Consider the following 22909-nt stretch of genomic DNA (forward strand, 5'->3'; position numbering starts at 1 on the left):
GCTTACTGGTTATTCCTCCGCCTTTGGAGTAAAATAGAACGCACATTCTATCTACATCCTGAGCGGAATACTGAGTGCGTTTCGAGGTATACAGTCGAAGGATGAACATTATAGAGAAAAAAACTATGGACTTCAAACTTCAAGCACCCTTCATTCCCATGGGCGACCAGCCCGAAGCCATCCGCGGACTTGTGGACGGCGTGAACAAAGGCCTCAAGCACCAGGTTCTGCTCGGCGCCACCGGCACAGGCAAAACCTTTACGATTGCATCCGTGATCCAGGAATTGCAGAAGCCAGCTTTGATCATGGCACATAACAAGACCCTGGCGGCTCAGTTATATGCCGAGTTCAAGGAGTTCTTCCCTGAAAATGCGGTCTCGTATTTTGTTTCCTACTATGATTATTACCAGCCTGAAGCCTACGTGCCGCGCCACGATCTTTTCATCGAGAAAGAGACTCAGATCAATGAAGAGATCGAACGTATGCGCCTCGCTGCGACGACTGCGTTGATCTCACGGCGGGATGTGATCATCGTCGCTTCGGTTTCCTGCATTTATGGTTTAGGGTCTCCTGAAGAATTCGGCAAAGGGACGGTCACTCTCAAAGTGGGTGAGATTTATCGTCGCAACGCCCTGCTGCGCCAGTTGATCGAGAGTCAATATCAGCGCAATGATATGGAACTTCGCCCCGGTACATTCCGTGTGCGCGGCGATACGTTGGAGATCGTCCCCGCCTATGAAGACAAGCTTGGATTCCGCATCACTTTCTTTGGGGATGAAGTGGAACGCATCATGCGCTTTGATCGCGTCAGCGGCGAGATCATTGAAGAGCCGCAGGAAATATCTGTTTTCCCAGCCAAGCAATTTTTGACCGATGCTGATAGATTGAAGGATTCGATCAAGAACATCGAATTAGAGTTGGAAGAACGCCTTGCCTTCTATAAGAGTCAGGGCAAGTTTCTGGAAGCGCAGCGCATCGAACAGCGCACTCGTTACGACCTTGAGATGTTGAAGGAAGTGGGCTATTGCTCAGGGATCGAAAACTATTCCCGCCAGCTTGATGGTCGCCCGCCCGGTTCGCACCCGTGGACGATGATCGACTTTTTGCCAAGTGATTATTTACTGGTAATCGACGAGAGTCACATGACTGTGCCACAGATACGCGGCATGTATAACGGTGACCGCTCGCGGAAAGAAACGCTGGTCGAATATGGATTCCGCCTGCCTTCCGCAATGGATAACCGTCCGCTGAAGTTCGATGAATTCGAGCAAGTAATGGGAGCAACGATTTACACTTCTGCGACTCCATCCACTTATGAAATGGAACATGCTGAGCAGGTGGTCGAGCAGATCATCCGCCCAACAGGGTTAGTCGACCCTGAGGTCGTGGTCCGCCCAACCAAGGGCCAGATAGATGATCTGGTCGGAGAGATCAAGCAAAGGGTGGAAAGAGGCGAGCGCATACTCGTCACAACATTGACCAAGCGAATGTCCGAAGACCTGACCACCTACTTGAAAGAGCTCGGGATCAAGGTCAATTACCTGCATTCGGAAGTGGAGACGCTTGAGCGGGTCAGCATCCTGCGTGACCTGCGTTTGGGTGTGTTTGATGTGCTGGTGGGAATCAACCTTCTGCGTGAAGGTTTGGATCTGCCGGAAGTTTCTCTCGTGGCGATTCTGGATGCGGATAAGGAGGGCTTCCTGCGTTCGGACACGGCTCTGATCCAAACCATCGGGCGTGCGGCCCGTAATGTGCAAGGCCGTGTGATCATGTATGCAGACCGCCACACCGATTCGATGAAACGCGCGATTGATGAGACAAATCGCCGCCGCGCCAAGCAGATGAAATTTAACGAAGAGAATGGCATTGTGCCGATCAGTATTCACAAGGAAATCCACGACCTGACGGAGGGAATGTCTGCCAAGGCTGTGGCCGAGATGAAGGGTGAATACAAAGTGAAGGGTGCTGCTGCGATGCCGCGCAGCGAACTGCGTAAGATCATTGCTGAAGTGGAAAATCACATGAAGGAAGCCGCGAAGAATCTGGAATTCGAGCGCGCCGCCGCACTGCGTGATGAGTTATATGACTTGAAGAATTTATTGGCTGAAGATGAAAGCTTGAAGCCGTGGGAGCGTATCAAGTTGATGACTGGTGATGAAGAGTAGGCATGCAGACTGACCCTGCTTCCCTGGACCCCGAGGAACGCTTCAATAAATTTTATGCGCTTGCATCTGCTGCACTGGGCGTATTGAGTTTGTGCACGGGGCTCATCCCGATACTCGGCACGATATTTGGTATTCTTGGCATCACCCTGGGTGTGTTGGGGAGAATATCTGAAAATAAAAGAATTGCGATGGTTGGGATCGGGCTTTCCATTATCGGCATGTTGACTGCGATCATTTTCTCGATTTTGGTATATATGCAGAAGTATTAATGGGGCTTCGCAGCAAAAATGATGTCGTTGCGAGGCGTTCTTGTACTTGGCCGAAGCAATCCTCTATTATTAGGAGATTGCTTCGGCGGAAAAGGCAAGAGCCCTCCTCGCAACGACATATTAGAATTGCGTTCTTTTTCCACTCTTTGTATTTTCTTTATAAAACCTTTACATTGCAGTTGTATCCTTTGAGCGTAATCAGGAATAAGCCTGAAATATCACTCAAAGGAACATAAAATGAAAAAGACAATTTTGATCGTAGCTTTGGTAGTTTTGGCGCTTGGCGTGTTCGGTGTGGGAGCGGCTTTCGCACAGGATGATGTCCCTCCATTTACTGGACGTGGCCCCATGATGCAGAACGGCACAAGCGGCCCGATGCATACATTCATGGTCACCGAGTTTGCGAAGAAACTCGGCTTGAACGTAAATGATATCAATACCCGCCTCACAGCTGGCGAGACCATGTACGACATCGCGCTCTCGGCCGGCGTCACCGCTGAGGAATTCCCTGCCCTTATGACGGAAGTCCGTGCGAATGCGATGGCAGCGGCTGTGAAAGCCAATGTCATCACCCAGGAACAGGCAGATTGGATGCTCTCACGCGGTAGCATGATGTACGGTGCTGGCTTTGACGGTAATTGCCCGATGCTGAATGGAGATTACCAGAACGGCTTCCGCGGCGGCCCCTCTGGCATGATGGGAAATGGGTACGGGTACGGCTATGGCCGTGGGATGATGAACGGTTGGGGCACAGGACAACAAACGAACCCGTAGTGGGTTGGAAGTAGAAAATAAGTAGTAATAAGTAACGAGTAAAAAGTTGGCGGTCAATTGATCGTCAACTTTTTGTTTTACGGTTTCCCCATTTCCTCCTGGAAAAAAATAATATGAATCGTTATCATCCTAATGTTGTGTCATGCTGAGGGATGCTTTTCCCCGAAGCATCTGTGTGATGATGTCAGAGACCCTCACCTGCACCGAACGCAGGTACGGTGTCAGTCGCAACGTGCGCTCCTTCAGGGTGACACGTCTCGTGAAGGGATTGCAGGCAAAATAAGAAACTACTAATTTTGTGTAGATTTCTTCAATATTCTACTCGTAGCTCACCCAGGTGGGTGACGTCCAGCTAAGGTGGCTATTATATCTTTTTGCTTTAATAGGCAGTGAAACACCATATGATACGGTCTGACTGAAATGTCGGCTGAGAGAATGAAACTGGTTGCAGATTCATTCTCGAGCTGTGAAAATTGAAGCGGGGTGCAAGGCCCTCGAAGTATCTTTAAGAGACCTTCGTCGGTTTAAAACTCAAGGATGGATAAAAATTGAATATGAAAACTTAGTGGTCCACACGAAAAGACCATGCAAGGATGGCGAGTAAATTTTGTCGTCCCGAAAGTACTTGATGGATTTTCACAGACAACATTCGCGCGGATCGTATCGCTTCACTTTCAAAAGTGAATTGGAGGTCCCATGAAAAAGATAAGCCTGTTCCTGGCAGCTGGGCTGGCAATTGCTTTGCTGTCCAATATGACCATTGCCCAGGCAAGCCCGGCTGTTCAGGCCGATGTACGGCGTGTTGGTTTGGTCGTTGCCTATACGGAAGGGGATAGCATTACCATTTTGGCCAAGGACGGCAATGAGTACACCTTTGAGATTTCTTCGCCGCTCAAGATCGTCCCGGGTCATCGGGCCAGTACGCTGGGTGTAGGATCCTATGTGACGATCATTGCGCCCAACAACGTGCCTAATGGCAAGCAGATTGCCGTAGGAGTTGTGATCCATCCGCAGGCTCCGGCCAGTTTCCCAATACCGACAGCCACTTTGACTGCTGTCCCAACTGATACCGCACTACCGACCGAAACGGCCACTGCAACCGAAGTCCCCACTGAAACAGTAACTGCGACAGCCACTGAGACTTCAACCACAGAAACTGAAACCCCGACAGCCACATCTACGGCTACAGAAGAGGGCGCTGCTACCACCACCTCAGCATCTCAAGTAGATGCCCAGGCAGCCGTTCAAACATTCCTTGAGTGGCTGGCTTCGCTGTTCCGCCAGGTAATGTCAAGTATTAGCTAACCCTTTGGTTTAGCCATGAAAAAACACCCGCTGTCAGTTGATCTGATAGCGGGTGTTCGTTGTGTCAGAAAATGTTTTCTAGTGACGAGGATCAGCAGTTTTATGATTTCTTCTTTTTTGCTTTCTTTTTCGCATCTGACTCAGCTCTTGCTTGATTACCATCGCCTGCAACGATGTTTCCTCCCGTGACATCACCGCCGACGTAAATGTTCGTGATGGTTGCTGCGCTTTGCTTGCGTTGAACTTCGCTCTCAATGCCACTCAATAATTTGCGGACATTTACTTTGACGTTGGGGTCTCCACGTACATTTCAGCGAAGTGTTCCATCAACAGGCGGTGGACGAAGATATATCCGCCACCGACGCGGCGCAGGAAGATCAGGTCAACGCAGTGGTTGAGGAAAGGGACGTAGTAAAAGGGAATATTGTCACTGAGGTAAAGTAAAAAACGTAATGTATAGTGATTAATTACAGCATAACCTCCAAACATCAATGCAAACCATAATCCACTACTTAAACCCCAATACAAGTCGCTGCTTATCAAGCCAAGCATAATTGATGAAATAAATCCAAAAATAATAGCATTCATAATAGATAGATCTACACCTTGATTCGCTTTAGTTCTTGTTTTGACTTCTGATGTTTTAAATCCTCCACCTAATAATCCACCAATAAATCCAACTCCTCCACCTATAATTCCAGCAATTGGGTCAATAAAGAACCCACCAGCTATTCCTAGGAATAATGGTGTTCCTATCAGCACCATCCAATCCTTTCGTGAATTAGGCAATGTTGCTTTCAACGACCACCTAGTAATTTCAACTGGTTCTTCACTAATACCAAAAAAAGCTGTAACCATCATTGCAATGCCCAAGATTAAAGCAAGCCCAGTTGATTGAAGACTATGAAATGCACCTAAATAGACCATCAACCCAACGAGTAGCGAGAACATTACTGGAATGACACTGTGTATTGTTTGCTGAGCTTTTGTTTTTAACCAGTTCTGCCTCATATGTTCTACCAAGAAGATTAATTGTTCTTGTTTAAGCAATTGGCGTGCCAACCATGAAAGCCAGCGTAATATATCTTTCTGTTCAAATGTTTTCTTGTTTGAACGTTCTGGACGCCCGAACATGCGCTCAACATAATTATTAAAGAGATGTTTGCGCTGCGTCTTCTCATCTCCTGATACAAAAATATCCACATCCCGTTTATCCCGATACGCCATTATCATAATGCTCAAAAACAGCGGCGTTTCTGCCATTCCGCGCAGGGCGCTATCTTTTTTGAGAACCTGCTTAATGCCCGCCATCTCTTTGCCAAAGCGGTTGAAGAATTCGGTAATCTGTTCCTGCGTCAAAGGCTGGACTTCAATTGCGCCTTCAAAGGATAATTTTGCCTTGAGGTCCGCGTAATCCTGACTGCGGCTGCACACGGCAAGCGAGGTCAATCCGTGTGCTTTTCTAAAGGCGTTGACCGCCTCCACACACTTGGCGCGACTCTCCTGCCGCACTTCATCCAAGCCATCCAGAAGCAAAAGTAATTTATCTCCCTTAACCCAATCGGGGGCACTCTTGCGGGGGACGCTGTACAAGTTGTTCAACTCCTGCGCCAGCCAATCGGCGAGGATGAGTTTCTCAGTCCACGAGGCGAGGTTGAATACCATCGGGATGGGATAGATGACATCTTCTCTGGCGCGTGCAATCAACTGGCGGGCGAGCTCTAGAAGCATGGTCGTCTTGCCAGAACCAGGCGCGCCGAGTATCAGCAGGGAACGTCCCATGCCGATGGAGTCGAAAATCTCCAGCATGGACAAGCCTGCGGGGAGGGTTTCGTCCGTTGATTCTTTTTTGATCGCCCACGGATATTTGGTCACCGCTTCGAGGTCTTGTTTGATTCCCAAATCCAACAATGCCGCGCCGTGCAGGGATGCGTCCAGCACGCCTTTGATCCATGCGTTTTCCACATGTCCCAGCAGGATGCGGCGGTTGCGCTGCTCGAGAGTTTCTTTGTCACTTGGGAATATGTAGTTGACTATTTTCTGGAAAATATTGTTGTCCCCGATAGAGACAATGCTATCCTTCACATCGCCGCTGATGGAGATGTTTTTGTTTGTAGAAGGATTGGGCTTCCGTTTGTCAGCCATTTAGTTGGCGCTTTTCTTTGCGAGGAAAGTCCCCGCTTAGTCCCTTTATTTTATTCGACTTCCTTCAACTTTCCTACCTTCAAACCTTCCAACTTTTCAACTCCCGTAGCGAACATCGTAACTTCGATCTGCCTCTTGGTCAACTTCATCATCTCGACGGCTTTCTCGGTTGACACTGCTGCAGCCTTCAAGAAATTCCCAGCCATGCCACCAAGGGTTGCGCCGAGGGCGATGCATTTGGCGATGTCGAGACCGTCTTTGATACCGCCGCTGGCGAAAATAAGCGTGCCGGGCACGGCTCGCTTCACGTTTAGTATGGATTCTGCGGTTGGGATGCCCCAGCCAACAAAAGTGGCGGCGAGGTTACGGGTGAATTCGTCGGGCGCGCGGTGCATTTCGACTTGAGACCAGCTTGTGCCGCCTGCGCCAGCCACGTCAATGGCACCCACGCCGCAATCGGTTAATAGTTTTGCTGTCCGATCGGAGATGCCCCAGCCAACTTCCTTTGCTATGACAGGTACTTCAAGTTTCTTGCAGACTTCTTCGATCTTCTTTGCAATGCCAGCCCAATTTGTGTCGCCCGCATCCTGCACGGCTTCCTGTAATGGATTCAGATGTAGGTAAAGCGCGTCGGCTTGGATCATGTCCACGGCTTTGCGGCATTGGTCAATGCCGTAGCCGTAATTGAATTGCACTGCGCCGAGATTTGCAAACAATAAAATATTTGGCGCAACCCTGCGTACTTGAAATGTTTTCGCCTGCTCGGGGTTTTCGATGGCGGTGCGCTGTGAACCGACTCCCATGGCGACTCCGCATTCCTGCGCAGCTTCGGCCAGGCGCAGGTTGATCGTCTCCGCTTCGGATGTGCCGCCGGTCATCGAGCTGACAAGGGTAGGCGATTTCAATTGTTTGCCGAACAGGCTGAGGCTTGTGTCGATGCGGTTTAAATCCAGTTCGGGTAATGCCTCGTGGATAAAGCGATAATTTTCGAGTCCGCTGGTCAACGCAGAACGTACATCCTGCTCTAAGTTGATTTTAATGTGGTCTGCTTTTCGCTGGTCGATTGGCGCAACTTTTGTCATGGGGTAGTGTTCCTGTGTTTGTGCTGAAAGCATGTTGGCTTGACAGTGCTAGTCAAGCGATTACAATAAGTAAATCAAAAATTTAATTGGAGGTTGTAATGTCTGACACATATACGGAACTCAGAGCGATCGTAAAGGATTTGCTTGGTGCGGATGAAGCGAAGATCACAATGGAAGCGCGCTTCCGTGAGGACCTGGAGGCTGATTCGCTGGATCTTGTGGAGTTGATCATGGCTTTTGAAGATAAATTCGGCGCCGAGATTTCCGACGAAGATGCCCAGAAGATCACCACTGTTGGCGAAGCTGTCAACTATATTGACGCTCGTAAGAAATAATTGATTGAGATTATAACCGTAGAGCCGCCTGTTGAAGGCGGCTCTATGTGTTTCTTGGGTATGTGGGGTAGGGGTACAGTGGGCGGATTTCGCGTTGAAGTCCTTGATGGTTCTGCTGTGCCCTTACCATTTTCTATAAGTAGGGGGCACAGCGGATGATTCTATGTTGAGATTCTTGATGATTCCGCTGTGCCCCTACGTGTTACATCAACAATGTTGGAATTTCTTCCGGGTGCTTGGCGACTTTTACCCCAGCGGCTTCAAGAGCTTTGATCTTGTCTGCGGCTGTGCCTGCTCCGCCTTCGATGATCGCGCCGGCGTGGCCCATGCGTTTGCCGGGAGGGGCGGTTTGACCTGCGATGAAGGACGCGACAGGTTTGGTCATTTTGGATGAGATATATTGCGCGGCTTTTTCCTCTTCGTTGCCGCCGATCTCACCGATCATGATGACCTTTTCGGTCTTGGGGTCATGCTCGAACATTTCCAATACATCAATAAAGTTCGTGCCATTGACCGGGTCACCGCCAATGCCAACGCAGGTGGAGGCGCCCATGCCGAGATTCTTCATGGCATAAAGCACTTCATAGGTCAGCGTGCCGGAGCGTGAGACCACGCCCACGTTGCCAGAGATGGCAATGTCACCGGGGATGATGCCGACTTTTGCTTCACCGGGGGTAAGCAAACCTGGGCAGTTTGGCCCAATCAAACGGACTTTCTTCTGGTCGAGATAATTGCGCACGCGCATCATATCCTGCACAGCAACGCCTTCGGTAATGCAGACGATGAGGGGAATGCCCGCATCTGCGGCTTCAAACATGGCGTCTGGTGCGAAGCGGGCAGGGACAAAGATGATGGTAGCGTTCGCATCGGTGGCATCTTTGGCGGTCTTGACAGAGTCAAAGACGGGGAGTTTTTCAAGTACCCATTCGCCACCTTTACCGGGCGTCACACCGCCGACGACGTTGGTGCCATAGGCAACCATTTGCGTGGTGTGGAATAAGCCCTCGTTACCTGTAATGCCCTGGACGATCAGGCGGGTGTTCTTATCAACTAATATGCTCATAAATAGTTTTCTCCGATGTCGTTGCGAGGAGGAGCGGAGCGACGACGAAGCAATCTCATAAAAAGAATGAGATTGCTTCGGGCGGGAGATCTCCGCCCTCGCAATGACATGTTATTTCTTCGCAGCTTCAACAGATTTCTTCGCCGCGTCGGCGAGGGTTTCTGCGGTGATCATATTTGCATTTTCAAGCAAACGACGGCCTTCTTCGGCGTTCGTCCCTACCAGGCGGACAACCATTGGAACTTTCGGTTTGACTTCATCCATTGCAACAAGGATACCGCGTGCCACTTCATCACAGCGAGTGATGCCGCCAAAGATATTGAACAAAACGGCCTTGACATTTGTGTCGGTGAGAATGATACGCATGGCGGCCGCAACTTTTTCCGCGGGTGCACCGCCGCCTACATCCAGGAAGTTGGCTGGTTCGCCTCCGAAGAGTTTGATCACGTCCATGCTGGTCATGGCGAGACCTGCGCCGTTGACCATGCAACCGATGTTGCCGTCGAGTTTGATGAAGGAAAGTCCATATTTGCGGGCTTCGATCTCAGAGGGGGCGTCTTCGTCTGTATCCCGCATTTCTGCCAGTTCAGGCTGGCGGAAAAGTGCGTTGTCGTCGATCATCATCTTGCCATCCAGCGCGAGCAGCTTCTTTTCCTTCGTGATCACCAGCGGATTGATCTCCGCCAGTATCGCATCTGTGGCGCTATAGACCTGCCACAAACTCATTGCGATCTTCACGAAATCTTTCCAGTATTCGCGCGGAAGGTCAATTGCAACTGCTACATCGCGGGCCTGGTATTCGCGCAATCCCAACAGCGGATCGATGTGAACTTTGACGATCTTCTCAGGGGTCTTCGCTGCTATTTCTTCGATATCCACACCGCCTGCGGCAGAAGCGATCATAACCGGCTTCTTCGCAGCGCGATCATTGGTGATGGCGAAGTAGATTTCTTGGTCTATGGCAGAGGCTTCATCGACCAGCACTTTGCGAACAGGCAATCCCTTGATGTCCATCCCCAGAATTTGAGTCGCAAGTTGTTCGGCTTCAGCGGAATCTTTGGCAAGCTTAACGCCGCCCGCTTTTCCGCGCCCGCCCACCAGCACCTGTGACTTAATGACAACGCGGCCACCGAGCTCTTCTGCAATATGCTTTGCTTCCTGAGCGGTAGCCGCAACCCTTCCTTTGGGGATCGGGATGCCATACTTTGAAAAAATTGTTTTTGATTGGTATTCGTGGAGTTTCATTATTCTCCCTCGGAGGATTTTTTGCTTATCACTTGTCGCATAAATTTATCCTTTGGCCTTGCAAATCATGCGTTACTTTGAAAAAGCATCGGCATTATACCACCATAAAAATTTGAAACAACAAAAAATCTCGTAGGTTTTTAGCCCCACGAGATTTTTTGTTTACTGTGGCAAAGTGAATCTCATGATGCGGTTATACAAGCCATCTGTTACCCAAACGTGCCCATCCGCATCGACTGCGACCCCAGACGCCAGGCCAAAGCTGGTGCTGGTATTCCCGAAATCGCCCCAAGTGCGTACCAGGGTTCCAGTTGGGTCAAACTCCATTACGCGGAATCCCTCAGGGTCGGTAATGAATACGTGCAAATCATCGCTTACCGCAATGAACGGCTTGTTATCCAGCGATTGGCCGAACCAGCCGTAGACATCCCATTGCTTGTCGGGTATGAAGGTTAGGAATTCATCGGTCTGGAGTGGGGTAAATGTTTGTATGCGTTGATTCCATGTATCCACAACGTAAACAGTTCCATTTTTATCGACGGCGATGCCGACAGGTTCATCGAATTGACCGGGTTCAAAGCCTGCGCTTCCAATCTGCGCGATGAATTTCCCATCCGCATCAAACACGACGATGCGCTTGTTCCCGGTATCTGTGACATAGACCCGCCCCTCGGCGTCCACCGCCAGTCCACGCGGGCCATAGAAGGCATCCGGTGTTTCACCCTGTCCGAATACTCCCCAGGTCATGATGAATTTACCCGTTGATGTAAATTTCTGCACTCGGTGATTCCAAGTATCCGTCACATAGACTGAGCCATTAGGCCCAATTGCTATTCCCCAGGGTTCGTTGAATGTTCCAGGCCCAATTTGGGTATTTACACCATCTGCGAAGGTGCCCCATTCATGCAGCGTTTTTCCTTCCATATCAAGATGTAATACGCGGTGATTGCGAGAGTCAGCTACGTAAACGGTACCATCTTTGGCGAAGGCTAGTGAGCGCGGCGCATTCAAGATGACAGGGTTTGCCTGTGCTGCATCGAAGGTCAAGTCGGCGGGGAGCACCACGTATTTTCCTTCGGTTGGGTCTTCGATAGTCTCAACTGGGTTTGGTGCAACACCATAATTCCAAATCTGCGATGCAACATCCTGACGAATATAAAGGCGCATTCGGTCAGCGGGCTGCCAGGTGGTGAGGGTCAGGTCGGGACGTCCCTTGGCTTGTGCGTAAACGCTGTAATCTCGGTTAAGCCAGATCTGCACAATGCCTGCCCGAATATTTGGGTCGGTGAATCCTGCGCAGAAATTTGTATAATCTTTTGATTTCCGCAATTTGAGGAAACTCATGATTCCCTTACAGGCGTAATCTTCGGGGAAGGGGGTGCTTGGGTCGCGGTCACTGACAAGATTGAAGTAGTCCTGCATCGGCCACCACATGCGGACGTAATCCACGCGGTAATAGCCGGGGCCGATGGCGGGCTCGATCTTGTCAAAATTCTTTTCATCCACAATGATGACGACAGAATCGCGCAGGGAGCGGGTGGGCTGGTCGAATGAGCGCTGGTTGGTGAAGTCCCGCAGATACCAAACGAAAGGCCAGGAGACGCCAGTGTCCGGTGCGCTGGCATCGTAGGCAATGGCGACACCCATTCCACCCGTTGTGCGCTCGGAGATTTCTTTTGCCTGCTCGATAATTTCTTTAATCCCTGTTGCGCCGTGAGCGTAGACGAGGAATTCTGTTGCCTGGTCATATGTAATGTACGAAGCGCGGAATGAAGCACGTGTTGTGAGCAGTGCTAAAAAGGCGAAGAAGACCAACACGAATACTTTTCCAATTTCTTTGAATGTCCACTCTCTTAAGAGATAGAGAATGCCAAAGGCGCTGAAGATTGTAGCGATCAAAGGCAGGAGGAAGGCCCCGGTTGCTTGTAATTGCGCAAGTTCCTTTCCTTGAAAGGGCGGAGTTGGTCCGTTGAGAGCCAGTACCATGCCTGTTGTGCTGGCTATGAATATCGCGAGTGCGGCCAGAGTAAGTGGGATGCGTTGTTCTTTTAGTTTTTCCCAATCCGTTGTGTCGATCAGGCGCCCCAATGCCCAGCCTGTGATCAAGATCATGGGCCATGCCATGTGATAGGTCAGCCAGGGCATTCTCTCGCCTGCATAAGTGAATGCGACAATGCTAATAACGCTCCACCAGACTAACAAGCCAAAAGTATTTGGAAAGTTTCTTTCTTCTGTTTCCTTATCTTCCAGCAGGTTGATGATCTCATCTTGTTCTTCATCGATCTCAGCCGTCACTACAGGTTTTCTTGTGAATCCAATAACTAGTGCGAGTAGCAAGCCGAGCGCGGGCAGGAATTCATAGATGGGAATCTGTACCAAGAGATAGTAATACCAGGGCTGACTGCCTCGCTCTACATCCTGTTGAACGACCCAATATCCGAGGGAGCCGATAGTGCCTGTGAAAAACCCGTCGCTGTTGGTAAAGACTGTTGTGTAAAGGATTGTGAATGGAACCCAGAAGACCAGCGCGGTCTTCCACCATTTTTCCCTGTTCCACAATAAACCGATTGCCGCAGCGAGGATGAACATGACAAGCAGAAATCCGCCGATGATGAGAATGGAGCGCAGGTCTGCGCTTAAGGCCTGCACTTCTGGCGCTGTGGTTGGGATGGTGACTTTTAGATATTTTTCCAGAAATTTGATCGGGAAGGGTGCGAGTTGCGGGAGTACCATCGTCCCTATGATGATCAGCAAGTCAAATGAGCGTTCATTGCGAATGCGTTCCCATGAATAGCCTCGAATGAGGAAGAAAGATGTGGCTATGAACGCAACGAAAGCGGCCAGGGCCAGGATCGTGGTCAAAGATAATGCAACAGCCTCGGGCGGAGTCAGAGGCGATACCATCTCTTCCGGGTTGCTTGGCGCGGCAGTCTCTGTCCCTGAAATCGTGATGGCATCGCGGGTATAGAGTCCATATCCTGCTGCTGCGCCTGCCAGCAAAATTGTGACACACAATGCGATAATGAAGGCGGGATATTCCCATTCCGCGTTTTTCCACGGGCGGCGTGTAACTTGCACAATGAAATAGATGGCTAGAAAGATAAGAGCCTGGGCGCTGTAAATAAAGGACGTTTCCTTTGTAACAAAGTGAAGTGCGAGCGCCGCGGCTACAATGAATAAATATTTTTTGCCGCCAACTTCGAGATGGCGCAGGATGGCATATAACATCACCAAGCCAGAGAGACCAACATATGATTCGTTGCGGACGTAACGCCCGTAATAAAGCATGAAAGGTGAAATGACCAGTAAGAAGCCGGCGATCAAAGCACCCCATTTGCCGAGATAGCGGCGCCAATACCAGACCATCCAGATCGAGGCGATGCTGAATAAAGCGGCGGGAATGCGGGATGTGAAATCAGATGCGCCAAATAAAAAATATGTGAGTGCTACGATGTGAAATTGAAACGGCCCGTGCATCATGGGTGAATGTTGATAACCCCGGCCCTGGTATAACAGCCATGAAAAATAAGTGTGCAGACTTTCGTCGTGACTCATCACACGCGCGCCAAGATCATAAAAGCGGCTAATGAATGCAAGCAAAATAATGACCGCGAAGATCGCGATCTCATTTGTTAAAGCGGGGAGCGAGGAATGAATGGGGCGTTCGAGCCAGCTTCGTTTTTGATCCATGAAGTTTCACCTTTGATAAAGTAACTGACAATTTCTCAAGCAATGATATTCGCAATAGTTTAATGAGATGTGAGAGGTATTATAACAAGATTATTTAGGGTTTTCGCGTAGGCACGTCATGTCCATGTGTCATCCTGAGCGGCTTTATCGCGAAGGATCTCCACCACAGCGAACGAGATTCTTCGGTCGCGACGAGCGCTCCCTCACATCGTCCCGATGTCCTTCGGGAGAATGACACATTTTACTTCGACACCGCCCCCGCAAGCTGACCACAACCCGCGTTGATGTCAATCCCACGGCGCATGCGGATCGTGCATGGAATTCCAGCCTGCTCCAGCGTTTCTTTGAAAAGGATTGCCCGCTGACGGTCTGTCGCCTTGCCGTCGAATCCCGCGGTTGGATTTAGCGGAATGGCATTGACGTGGCACATTAGCCCGCGCAATTTGGAAGCGAGTTTCTTTGCGACTTCAGGTGTGTCGTTCACGCCGTTGATGAGCGCCCATTCAAAGGTGATGCGGCGGCTGGTTTTCATCACGTAATACTCACAGGCTTCCAGGACTTCGTCTATTTTATAGCGCTTGTTAACAGGCATCATCGCGACCCGTGCAGCATCATCGACGGCATGTAATGAGATAGCCAGGTTGACCTGCCTCTGCTCATCCGCAAAGCGTTTGATCTGCGGCACCAGCCCCACAGTTGAGATCGTAAAACGCCGCGCGCCGAAGTTATAACCTTCCGAATCGTTCAACCTGTCTATGGCGGACATGGTGTTTTCATAATTGTGAAATGGTTCGCCCATGCCCATGAAAACGATATTGCTGACAACTTCATCTTGTTCCTTCAACATTTGTGCATAATACAGCACCTGTGCCACAATTTCCCCGCTGGAAAGATGACGTTTGAATCCCATCTGACCCGTGGCGCAGAAGACACATCCCATAGCGCAACCTGCCTGCGTGGAAACGCAAAGTGTGCGACGGGGTTTTGAACCGCTAGGCTCGCTAAGTCCGCTAAGATTTGTTTTTTCCTTTGCGCTCGTTGCGCTCTTAGCGGTTAGATGGGCTGGATCATCCGCTGGGTCGCCATAGCACATCAACACCGCTTCGATCAAATTCTTGTCGGGCAATTCAAATAATGTCTTGCGGGTATAACCGTCCGAAGAATCCTGATAGACCTTCACTGAAAAAGGCATGAAGATTAATTCTTTCGCCATCTTCTCGCGCAAAGATTTGGACAAATTCGTGAACTGCTCCGGCGAGTTATAGAGATGTTGATACAGTCCCTGCCAGATCTGCTTAGCGCGATAGGCGGGTTCGTTCCATTCTTTTAGTAAGTTTTTGAGAGATGCAAAATCAAGATCGTAGATGAGCATGCCCAGATGATACCAGACTGTCTCCCGCGGCGCTTACGGCATCGCGCTTATTGTTTCTGGATCCCAATCTATTGGCAGGTTGTTCACATCCAAGATGAAAAAAGATGGGCTTGTCCAAACGATTCGCGAGCCAAAGAGACGGATAGAGCGATTATATGCAAGAAATTCAAACGAAAAGCGACTGGGTTGTAATTCTATACAGGGTTACCAGTTGAATCTTGTCATGTCATTTTACTAGCGTTTTGGAATTCACAGGTTTATACTTAATGTTCATAAAAATATGACTTCTCTCAAAAAGCCCGCCTTATCGGGCAATTTCATGAAAAACGAGGGTAGTAAATAATTTACGCTTCCTTATTGCTTCTTTACACCGGGGATCGTCAAGTACCCTTATTGAGAAATACCATCCGTCGAGGGAGTAATGATCAATTTAAAGTTATCAGCCAATTGTAGGAATGCTATGTGGCTAATTGCCATAGTGATCGGTTTTTACTATGCAATTGTCGTCCTGTTTTCCCGCAATTTCCCAATCAGCGACGATTATGTGCTTCTTGAGTTTCTTACCAAAACAGCCACCACCTCCGACCTTATGAAGATATTGGGTCTTCTTTTTGCGCAACATAACGAGCATAGAATAATTACAACAAAGCTCTTTTTTCTGCTAGACTACTGGATTTTTAGTGAACTTAATTTTAGACGATTGATCTTAATTGGCAATCTTTTCCACTTGGGCACTTTTTATATTTTAATGAAAAATATCCCTAAAATAAATGGGTACCGATGTTTTTTTGCCATTTTTGCCGCCTGTATGATTTTTCAATTTGGCTCGGCTGAAAGCATGCTTTGGGCAATGGCTGCAATTTCAAACTATCTGGTCTTGATGCTTGTATTGTTGACGCTGCATCTGTTTTCTAGGGGCGGCGCGAGCAATTATATGCTTGCCGTCATAGCCGCCCTGTTGGCTGTCTTTTCCCAGGGAAATGGAATGCTCATATTGTTCATTGGAATAGCCTATCTACTGAGTCAAAAACGCTTTAGAGAATCTCTTATATTGGTTGTGATAACACTCATAGTCCTACTGGTTTATTTTATTAATTATCAAGTACCTGAGGTGCATTCCGATCCAATGAATGCCCTCCATAATCTCGGTAAAATAATCATCTTCGCATTGTCGTTTACCGGTTCTGCATTTGGCGTGGGAGGGTCCCATTATCTGGTTCTAACCAACCTATCATTATTTCCCACCTTAACTTTCGGCTCCCTTGTATGGATATTCACGGGGTACAGTTTTTATAAAAAAAGCTACACTGATGGGAATATTTTTATCTGGTTTAACGTTTTTATCATCCTAACCGCAATCCTGACCGCAACAACTAGAATAAATTTTGGTTTATCGCAGTCCATGGTGATACGCTATCATGTCAATTCAAACCTCGTATTGATTTCGACAGCAGCGCTGGGTTTGCAGACATTGCCGATTATGCAAATTGGCAAACGTGCGCTGGATCGAGTATTTAATATGTCGGTGATCGCTTCTGTTGTTTATCTTGTAGCTACATTTGCCCTTGCTCTTTATTTTTATTTGATTGTCTTTTCACCCCTTGATTCTCAGGGGATTATATATCCCGATAACGACTATGCCGCGATGGTTCTGGAGACTGCCCAAAAACTTAATGTCTTTGATATCCACTAAAACCCGACGGAAGTGTTGCGGGTAAAAGTTCAACTGATTCGATGGTCGGTTGCGAGACTGTTCATTAATTGGGGTATTGACCCTCCCGTTCGTTGGCTTGAACCCGGTGTAGACTTGTGCATCTTGGCATTGTTTGAGAACTTGTAAGCAGGGTTTCTTGTTTTAGGGCGGTATTACTTGTCTTATAAAACATAAAACAGCGGATGCAAAACAGTGGCGCCTGCGCGTGAACAGCTATGTATAAATCACATTTGTCGCTGGCATTGCCATGGGGGCACCACGGCAACTGCAATCGGCAACGTGGTCAGCCCCGGCCAGTCTGTGGGTAGTAGCTCAGTGGCGCAAGTTGACTAAGCGCAGCCGGTGATTCTGCTAGAATCTGGCGTCTCGTTAATGACAAGGTTCAGCCGTTTGGTACAGCGTTAACCATTGTGATCCAAGTAGGTGCGGGCACTTCAACAGGAATCCCAGCTGTCACTCCTACTTCACCAACATCGCCAACCTATTCGTGGATGTAACCAAGTAATAAAAACAGCCCCGCATTATTTTTGCAGGTCTGTTTTATTATGCAAGTAACGAAGCAAGGTGGTCCGCAATGATATCCATCTTAGGTTGCCATTCCTCCGCTTGTTCTCTTGAGGAGACTCCGCTTAATACTAACGCAGTGGGGCATCCCACGGCCTGGCCTGCGGCAATGTCGGTCTCCAGCCTGTCGCCGACCACGAGGGTCTCCTCTTTCTTTGTCCCGAGTTTTTCCAAGGATAGTTCCATTAGATATGGAAACGGCTTGCCTGCTATGATCGGCTCCACGCTTGTTGCAATGGTAATCACAGATACCCACGCGCCGGACCCGGGGATTTCTCCGCGCGGGGTAGGGAAGGTTTTGTCGGTATTGGTGGTATAGAACGGGATGCCAGCCCTCACGAGCAAGGTCGCTTCGGCAACTTTCTCGAAAGTAATGCCGCGGTCAATGCCCATGACGACTGCTTGCGCTTGCGTTGCGTTTTCAACCGTCAATACTTCAAATCCCTTTTCCTCCAATGCCACGCGGATGCCGTCTTCGCCGATCACGAATATTTTTGTCCCAAGCGGATATTTTTGGGAAAGCATGAAGGCGATCCCTAAAGCAGAGGTGACCACTTGCGAAGCTTCGATCTCAACACCAAGCTCGGCTAGTTTCTGCTGATATTCTTGGGGAGTCTTTGTCCCGTTATTTGTGGCAAAGACAAATTTCAATCCGCGCTCACGGATGCGTTTGAAAATGGCTGGCAGGTCACCGATCGGCGTATCGCCTTTCCAGATCACGCCATCCATATCGAGGATGAGGGCTTTTATGTTTGAAGGAAGCATAGGATTTATGATTTCTGATTGACGATTTTGTGATTGTAGTGGTGGTCGAGTAGTCCCGCATGTTTTTGCGGGACGTATCGAGACCACCGAGACCACATTTCATGATTATAAACGCAAGACCTCGAGGATCACTCCTCGAGGTCTTGCTAATTGCTAATAGCTAAAAGTTGAATTACTTCTTCATCACCTTGTCGGGCGTTTCAATGACCTGATCCACCAAACCATAATCCACGGCCTGTTGTGCGTCCAGATAGAAGTCGCGGTCTGCATCGCGCTCGATGATCTCAAGCGGCTGGTTGGTGTGTTTGGCGAGGATACCTGTCAACAAAACTTTCAGGCGCAAAATCTGCTTGGCTTGAATTTCGATGTCCGTGGCCTGACCTTGCGCGCCGCCAAGAGGCTGGTGCATGTGGACAGTCGCATGTGGCAGGGCGTAGCGCCTGCCCTTCGTGCCGGCAGTCAGCAACACGGTCCCGAAGGATGCGGTCACGCCCACGGCAACGGTGCTGATCGGGTTCGAGATGATCTGCATCGTGTCGTAGATCGCAAGTCCCGCGTAGATCACGCCGCCGGGGGAGTTAATGTACATGCGAATTTCCTTCTCAGGATCTTCGTGATTCAGGAACAACAATTGCGCCACGATCACATTTGCGACCTGGTCATCAATTGGCGTGCCGAGGAAGATAATATTATTACGCAGCAATAGTGAGTAAATATCATAAGCGCGCTCGCCGCGGCCCGTATTTTCAACAACCATTGGAACTACATTTTTGAAATCAGGGATCATTTTTGTCTCCTTTAAATTGGGACAATCATACACATATTATATTGGATTTTTATTAAAGTTTGGTTGGCGATGTAAAAGTGCGTCGCACCTTACTTAATGAGATGATTCAACTCTTTGGATTCTTTCCATTAAGCAGATACTCTCATCTATGCGGTCCCCATACGGGGATGATATGCGACGCACGCTTCATTCTTAAACTGTCACCTGCCAGCCATTAACCAGCGTCTCTTACTCTGACTCTTTTTCCTGCTTATCTTCCACAGGTGCGGCTTCTTCTTCCTTCTTCTCTTCTTCTTTTGCTTCCTCAACAGGCTTATATTCGCCCATCGCAATAGACTTGATCATTTCCAGCGCTTTGCGGGTCATCACGCGGCTGGCAGATTCCATGGCAATGGCTTCGCTCAATTGTTTCTGTCCTTTGCGTCCACCGCGCACCTTGCTGAAGTCCATGCCTTGCTGTGCGAGGCTGTTGATGGTGTCGTTGTATTCCGCATCCAAGGCTTCGTTATCCAGTTGGATATTTTCCTTGCGGACGATTTCATCCAGCACCAGGCCGCGCTCGAGGCGTTTCTTGGCAACTGGTTCCACTTCGTCTTTTATGAATTGCTCGCGCGTGGTGTTGCGGACTTTGAAATAGGTTTCCAAATCCATGCCTTGCTGGGCCAGGCGGTTGGACAAGTCCGAAAGCACATGCTCGCCCTCATGTTCCACCGTGTGTTCGTGATACTTGATGGTTGCGCCTTCTTTGATCTTTTCGATCAAATCGATGAAATACTTATCGTCATAATCATTCTGCGAACGTGTTTCCACATCTTTTTTGACGGCTTCCTTCAGGTCATCTAATGTGTCGCCTGCCCCAGTCATCTTTGCGAATTCATCGTCCAGGTCGGGCAGGGTCACGCCGCGCACGGTTTTGACCGTGACTTCGATCTCGACACTTTTTCCTTTTAACTCTTCCACTTCCCAATCTTCGGGAAATTTGTGTTTGACGGTTTTGCTCTCGCCAACTTTCATGCCAACCAGTTCCCTGGCGAAGCCGTTATAAGGCCATTCCGTATCTCGGTCTTCCTGACGAACGAAAGTTGCAAAGCCTGTGCGGTTCAATTCTGTGGTTTCAGATTTCACATCCACTAAAACGTAATCACCGATCTCAATCGCACGGTCTACAGTTTCTGTGGTGGCGTACCTTTGACGTAAATCTTCGAGGGCGGCATCTACATCTGTTTGTTCGGGGGTCTTCCATTCATATGCCAGGCGGATGGAGTGATAGTCACCTAAGTCCACTTCGGGAGCAAGCGGCACGCGGAAGGTGAACTTGGGCGGCTCAAGGCTGTCAATTGATTCAAGTGAGCCAGCCGCGCCGGGGTTAACTTCCGCTTCCTTGAGGATATTGGAATATTCCGCATCGATGAACAGGTCAACGGCCTGCTCGGTGATTGCGCCTTCACCGTATGTGCGCACGACGACATCGTAGGGTGCTTTGCCGGGCCGAAAGCCAGGGATATTTCCGCGTGAGGAGATCTTCGTTGCCGCACGCCGTTTGTAAGTGGTCATTTTTTCTGGTTCCACTTCCACGATCAGTTTGATGGAGTGGTCTTCTTGAATTTGTTTTTCTATGTTCAAAGTTTCCTCTTTTTTCAAACCTGACAGGTCTTAAAGACCTGTCAGGTTTTATTTTGTTTTGGTGAGGATGGTGGGAGTCGAACCCACACGCCTTGCGGCACATGATCCTAAGTCATGCCTGTCTGCCAGTTCCAGCACATCCCCGGTTGTATGATTTGGTGAGCAATGAGCGGCGGAATTATACCGTAAGGTATGTCTAATTTGTAGATTTGAAGCCGATATTTAGCAGTTATAATAGCGCCCATTCATAAAGGAGAAACATAGATATGCCCATCTCTTCTGGAATCCCTGCGCCCGATTTTGAATTATTGGATGATACAAATACGCCGCGAAAGCTATCCGATTATCGCGGGAAGAATGTTGTCTTGTATTTTTATCCCGCCGATGACACGCCGGGTTGTACAAAAGAGGCTTGCAATTTTCGTGATGATTATTCCGCTTATGAGAACGCGGGTGTGGTGATATTGGGTGTCAGCCCTGATTCAGTTAAATCGCATGTGAAGTTCAAGAAGAAATTCCAATTGCAATTTCCGCTGCTTGCGGATGAAGGGCATAAGGTCTGTGATCTTTACGGGGTATGGGGGCCAAAGAAATTCATGGGCAAGGAATATGAAGGCGTGCTTCGTACTACTTTTCTGATCGATGCGGAGGGAAATATCAAACAGGTGTTTGAGAATGTACGTCCTGCTGAGCATAGCGCTCAATTACTGGCTGATCTGGGAGTTCAATAAGAGTATCGTTAGCCCGTATATTGGGTTAAGATATACATTATTGCCGACGGTGTTGTGAAAAAAGCCGTCGGTATGATTCTGCCTATTGAATTGGAACAGATTTCGGTTAAGGAAGATGCGTACAATGTCCACAAAATATAGTGACAATTCGCAAAGAATTTGGTATATTGGTCGGGTTGTGAAAATAGTGACAATTCGTACTTAATTAGTCCAATTCAGGTTTATGAACCTTGGGGTGGTTTCCCCTTATTTGATTTTTCATTAGGAGAGAGCGTATGCGACACTTTGTAATCGTGGGAATTCTCGTCATTGTGACGGCCATTCTTACTTATGTCGGTCTGGACGCTGTTGGGTTGATGCCTGTTCAGGCCAGCCTGCAAGCTGTTTCGATTGACTGGTTGTGGGATTGGCAGTTGATCGCGATGTCGTTCCTTTTCGCGCTCATTGTTGTGCCGATGTTCTATAGCTTCATCGTTTTTCGGCGTAGGAAGGGCGAGACTGGTGATGGCGAACATATGGAAGGCAACACCACTTTGGAGATCACATGGACGGTGATCCCGCTTTTTGCGGTGTTGGCGATGGCTTATATGGGCGCATATTCGCTGGGTGAAATAAACCGTGTGGATCCCGGTGCATTGGAAATTAAAGTAAGAGCCCAGCAATTCACATGGACTTTTGAATATCCCGAATACGGCATAGTTTCCAATGAATTGCATTTGCCTGTGGATCAACAAGTGGTGCTTAAGATGGAATCAGCGGATGTCATCCATTCATTCTGGGTTCCTGAATTTCGCGTCAAACAGGACGTTGTGCCTGGACGCGTGACCGATTACCGAATCACCCCGACGCTGGTTGGCAGTTACAAAGTCCGCTGCGCGGAATTATGCGGTACTTCCCACTATAGTATGGAAAACCTTGTGATCGTGGATTCGCAGGCCGACTATGACGCCTGGATCGTGGAGCAAAAGGCGATTGCCGCTGCGTCACAGACCCCGGAGGGGCAGGGCAAGTTGTTGGCGGTGAAGTATGGTTGTACCGGCTGTCACACTGTGGATGGCTCAAAGCTGGTTGGACCCACATGGTTGAACTTGTACGGTTCCACACGTGAATTCGCTGACGGCACATCTGCAGTGGCTGATGATGCATACATTATCGAATCCATTCGTGACCCGAAGGCGCATGAAGTAGAAGGTTTCTCACCTTCCACCATGCCGCCTTTTACATTAACTGATGAAGAGATCGCGAACATCATTGCGTATCTCAAGACACTGAAATAATTG

General features: G+C 48.9%; 17 protein-coding genes and 1 tRNA gene. 8 read left to right on the forward strand and 10 right to left on the reverse strand.

From position 1 onward, the window contains the following. Positions 1–125: 125 nt before the first annotated feature. From uvrB to AC14M5_RS20920, 4 genes are all read left to right on the forward strand, one after another. On the forward strand, positions 126–2165 hold the full coding sequence (uvrB, locus tag AC14M5_RS20905) for an excinuclease ABC subunit UvrB (protein WP_484031655.1): 2040 nt from the start codon (positions 126–128) through the stop codon (positions 2163–2165). Positions 2166–2167: 2 nt separating this feature from the next. Then, positions 2168–2434, forward strand: coding sequence for a hypothetical protein (locus tag AC14M5_RS20910; protein ID WP_484031656.1), 267 nt, complete (start codon positions 2168–2170; stop codon positions 2432–2434). Between the two features lie 237 nt (positions 2435–2671). Beyond that, positions 2672–3208 carry a hypothetical protein gene (locus AC14M5_RS20915; RefSeq protein ID WP_484031657.1) on the forward strand — a complete coding sequence of 179 codons (537 nt, stop codon included), beginning with the start codon at positions 2672–2674 and terminating at the stop codon, positions 3206–3208. Between the two features lie 696 nt (positions 3209–3904). Beyond that, entirely contained in the window at positions 3905–4513 is a 609-nt protein-coding gene (locus tag AC14M5_RS20920; RefSeq protein ID WP_484031658.1) for a hypothetical protein, read from the forward strand. Between the two features lie 279 nt (positions 4514–4792). On the opposite strand, the gene AC14M5_RS20925 is transcribed toward AC14M5_RS20920, so the two are convergent. Together AC14M5_RS20925 and fni are read right to left on the reverse strand one after the other, a co-directional pair. After that, positions 4793–6658: an NACHT domain-containing protein gene (locus AC14M5_RS20925; protein WP_484031659.1), complete on the reverse strand. Its 1866-nt coding sequence runs from the start codon at positions 6656–6658 to the stop codon at positions 4793–4795. Between the two features lie 50 nt (positions 6659–6708). Further along, positions 6709–7740, reverse strand: coding sequence for a type 2 isopentenyl-diphosphate Delta-isomerase (gene fni / locus AC14M5_RS20930; protein WP_484031660.1), 1032 nt, complete (start codon positions 7738–7740; stop codon positions 6709–6711). 98 nt (positions 7741–7838) lie between these two features. On the opposite strand from fni, the gene acpP reads away from it, so the two are divergent. Next, the gene (gene acpP / locus AC14M5_RS20935) at positions 7839–8075 is read left to right on the forward strand and encodes an acyl carrier protein (RefSeq protein WP_484031661.1); all 237 of its coding nucleotides are present in this window, start codon (positions 7839–7841) and stop codon (positions 8073–8075) included. Positions 8076–8277: 202 nt separating this feature from the next. On the opposite strand, the gene sucD is transcribed toward acpP, so the two are convergent. From sucD to rlmN, 4 genes are all read right to left on the reverse strand, one after another. Beyond that, on the reverse strand, positions 8278–9138 hold the full coding sequence (gene sucD / locus AC14M5_RS20940) for a succinate--CoA ligase subunit alpha (protein WP_484031662.1): 861 nt from the start codon (positions 9136–9138) through the stop codon (positions 8278–8280). A 111-nt stretch (positions 9139–9249) separates the two neighbouring features. Further along, positions 9250–10383 carry an ADP-forming succinate--CoA ligase subunit beta gene (gene sucC, locus AC14M5_RS20945; RefSeq protein WP_484031663.1) on the reverse strand — a complete coding sequence of 378 codons (1134 nt, stop codon included), beginning with the start codon at positions 10381–10383 and terminating at the stop codon, positions 9250–9252. Positions 10384–10545: 162 nt separating this feature from the next. Continuing rightward, on the reverse strand, positions 10546–14073 hold the full coding sequence (locus AC14M5_RS20950) for a flippase activity-associated protein Agl23 (RefSeq protein ID WP_484031664.1): 3528 nt from the start codon (positions 14071–14073) through the stop codon (positions 10546–10548). Between the two features lie 241 nt (positions 14074–14314). Continuing rightward, entirely contained in the window at positions 14315–15445 is a 1131-nt protein-coding gene (rlmN, locus tag AC14M5_RS20955; RefSeq protein ID WP_484031665.1) for a dual-specificity RNA methyltransferase RlmN, read from the reverse strand. 421 nt (positions 15446–15866) lie between these two features. Between rlmN and AC14M5_RS20960 the strand changes: the two genes are divergently transcribed. Further along, positions 15867–17138, forward strand: coding sequence for a hypothetical protein (locus AC14M5_RS20960; protein ID WP_484031666.1), 1272 nt, complete (start codon positions 15867–15869; stop codon positions 17136–17138). 564 nt (positions 17139–17702) lie between these two features. On the opposite strand, the gene AC14M5_RS20965 is transcribed toward AC14M5_RS20960, so the two are convergent. The 4 genes from AC14M5_RS20965 to AC14M5_RS20980 all read right to left on the reverse strand — a co-directional run bounded on the left by AC14M5_RS20965 (position 17703) and on the right by AC14M5_RS20980 (position 21042). Further along, on the reverse strand, positions 17703–18488 hold the full coding sequence (locus AC14M5_RS20965; protein WP_484031667.1) for an HAD-IIA family hydrolase: 786 nt from the start codon (positions 18486–18488) through the stop codon (positions 17703–17705). A 172-nt stretch (positions 18489–18660) separates the two neighbouring features. Then, positions 18661–19275, reverse strand: coding sequence for an ATP-dependent Clp protease proteolytic subunit (locus AC14M5_RS20970; protein ID WP_484031668.1), 615 nt, complete (start codon positions 19273–19275; stop codon positions 18661–18663). A 228-nt stretch (positions 19276–19503) separates the two neighbouring features. Beyond that, a complete protein-coding gene (tig, locus tag AC14M5_RS20975; RefSeq protein ID WP_484031669.1) occupies positions 19504–20898 on the reverse strand; it encodes a trigger factor in 1395 nt (464 codons plus the stop codon). Between the two features lie 59 nt (positions 20899–20957). Beyond that, positions 20958–21042, reverse strand: a tRNA-Leu gene (locus AC14M5_RS20980). A gap of 122 nt (positions 21043–21164) precedes the next feature. Here AC14M5_RS20980 and bcp point away from each other — a divergent pair. Continuing rightward, a complete protein-coding gene (gene bcp, locus AC14M5_RS20985) occupies positions 21165–21629 on the forward strand; it encodes a thioredoxin-dependent thiol peroxidase (protein ID WP_484031670.1) in 465 nt (154 codons plus the stop codon). 275 nt (positions 21630–21904) lie between these two features. Further along, positions 21905–22906 carry a cytochrome c oxidase subunit II gene (gene coxB / locus AC14M5_RS20990; protein ID WP_484031671.1) on the forward strand — a complete coding sequence of 334 codons (1002 nt, stop codon included), beginning with the start codon at positions 21905–21907 and terminating at the stop codon, positions 22904–22906. The last annotated feature ends 3 nt before the right edge of the window (positions 22907–22909 follow it).

Source organism: Candidatus Villigracilis sp. (assembly GCF_057083605.1).

Excerpts from the sequence above, each read along its gene's own strand:
- uvrB (WP_484031655.1), top strand. The coding sequence starts at position 126 with ATGGACTTCAAACTTCAAGCACCCTTCATTCCCATGGGCGACCAGCCC.
- AC14M5_RS20910 (WP_484031656.1), top strand. The coding sequence starts at position 2,168 with ATGCAGACTGACCCTGCTTCCCTGGACCCCGAGGAACGCTTCAATAAA.
- AC14M5_RS20915 (WP_484031657.1), top strand. The coding sequence starts at position 2,672 with ATGAAAAAGACAATTTTGATCGTAGCTTTGGTAGTTTTGGCGCTTGGC.
- AC14M5_RS20920 (WP_484031658.1), top strand. The coding sequence starts at position 3,905 with ATGAAAAAGATAAGCCTGTTCCTGGCAGCTGGGCTGGCAATTGCTTTG.
- AC14M5_RS20925 (WP_484031659.1), bottom strand. The coding sequence starts at position 6,658 with ATGGCTGACAAACGGAAGCCCAATCCTTCTACAAACAAAAACATCTCC.
- fni (WP_484031660.1), bottom strand. The coding sequence starts at position 7,740 with ATGACAAAAGTTGCGCCAATCGACCAGCGAAAAGCAGACCACATTAAA.
- acpP (WP_484031661.1), top strand. The coding sequence starts at position 7,839 with ATGTCTGACACATATACGGAACTCAGAGCGATCGTAAAGGATTTGCTT.
- sucD (WP_484031662.1), bottom strand. The coding sequence starts at position 9,138 with ATGAGCATATTAGTTGATAAGAACACCCGCCTGATCGTCCAGGGCATT.
- sucC (WP_484031663.1), bottom strand. The coding sequence starts at position 10,383 with ATGAAACTCCACGAATACCAATCAAAAACAATTTTTTCAAAGTATGGC.
- AC14M5_RS20950 (WP_484031664.1), bottom strand. The coding sequence starts at position 14,073 with ATGGATCAAAAACGAAGCTGGCTCGAACGCCCCATTCATTCCTCGCTC.
- rlmN (WP_484031665.1), bottom strand. The coding sequence starts at position 15,445 with ATGCTCATCTACGATCTTGATTTTGCATCTCTCAAAAACTTACTAAAA.
- AC14M5_RS20960 (WP_484031666.1), top strand. The coding sequence starts at position 15,867 with ATGATCAATTTAAAGTTATCAGCCAATTGTAGGAATGCTATGTGGCTA.
- AC14M5_RS20965 (WP_484031667.1), bottom strand. The coding sequence starts at position 18,488 with ATGCTTCCTTCAAACATAAAAGCCCTCATCCTCGATATGGATGGCGTG.
- AC14M5_RS20970 (WP_484031668.1), bottom strand. The coding sequence starts at position 19,275 with ATGATCCCTGATTTCAAAAATGTAGTTCCAATGGTTGTTGAAAATACG.
- bcp (WP_484031670.1), top strand. The coding sequence starts at position 21,165 with ATGCCCATCTCTTCTGGAATCCCTGCGCCCGATTTTGAATTATTGGAT.
- coxB (WP_484031671.1), top strand. The coding sequence starts at position 21,905 with ATGCGACACTTTGTAATCGTGGGAATTCTCGTCATTGTGACGGCCATT.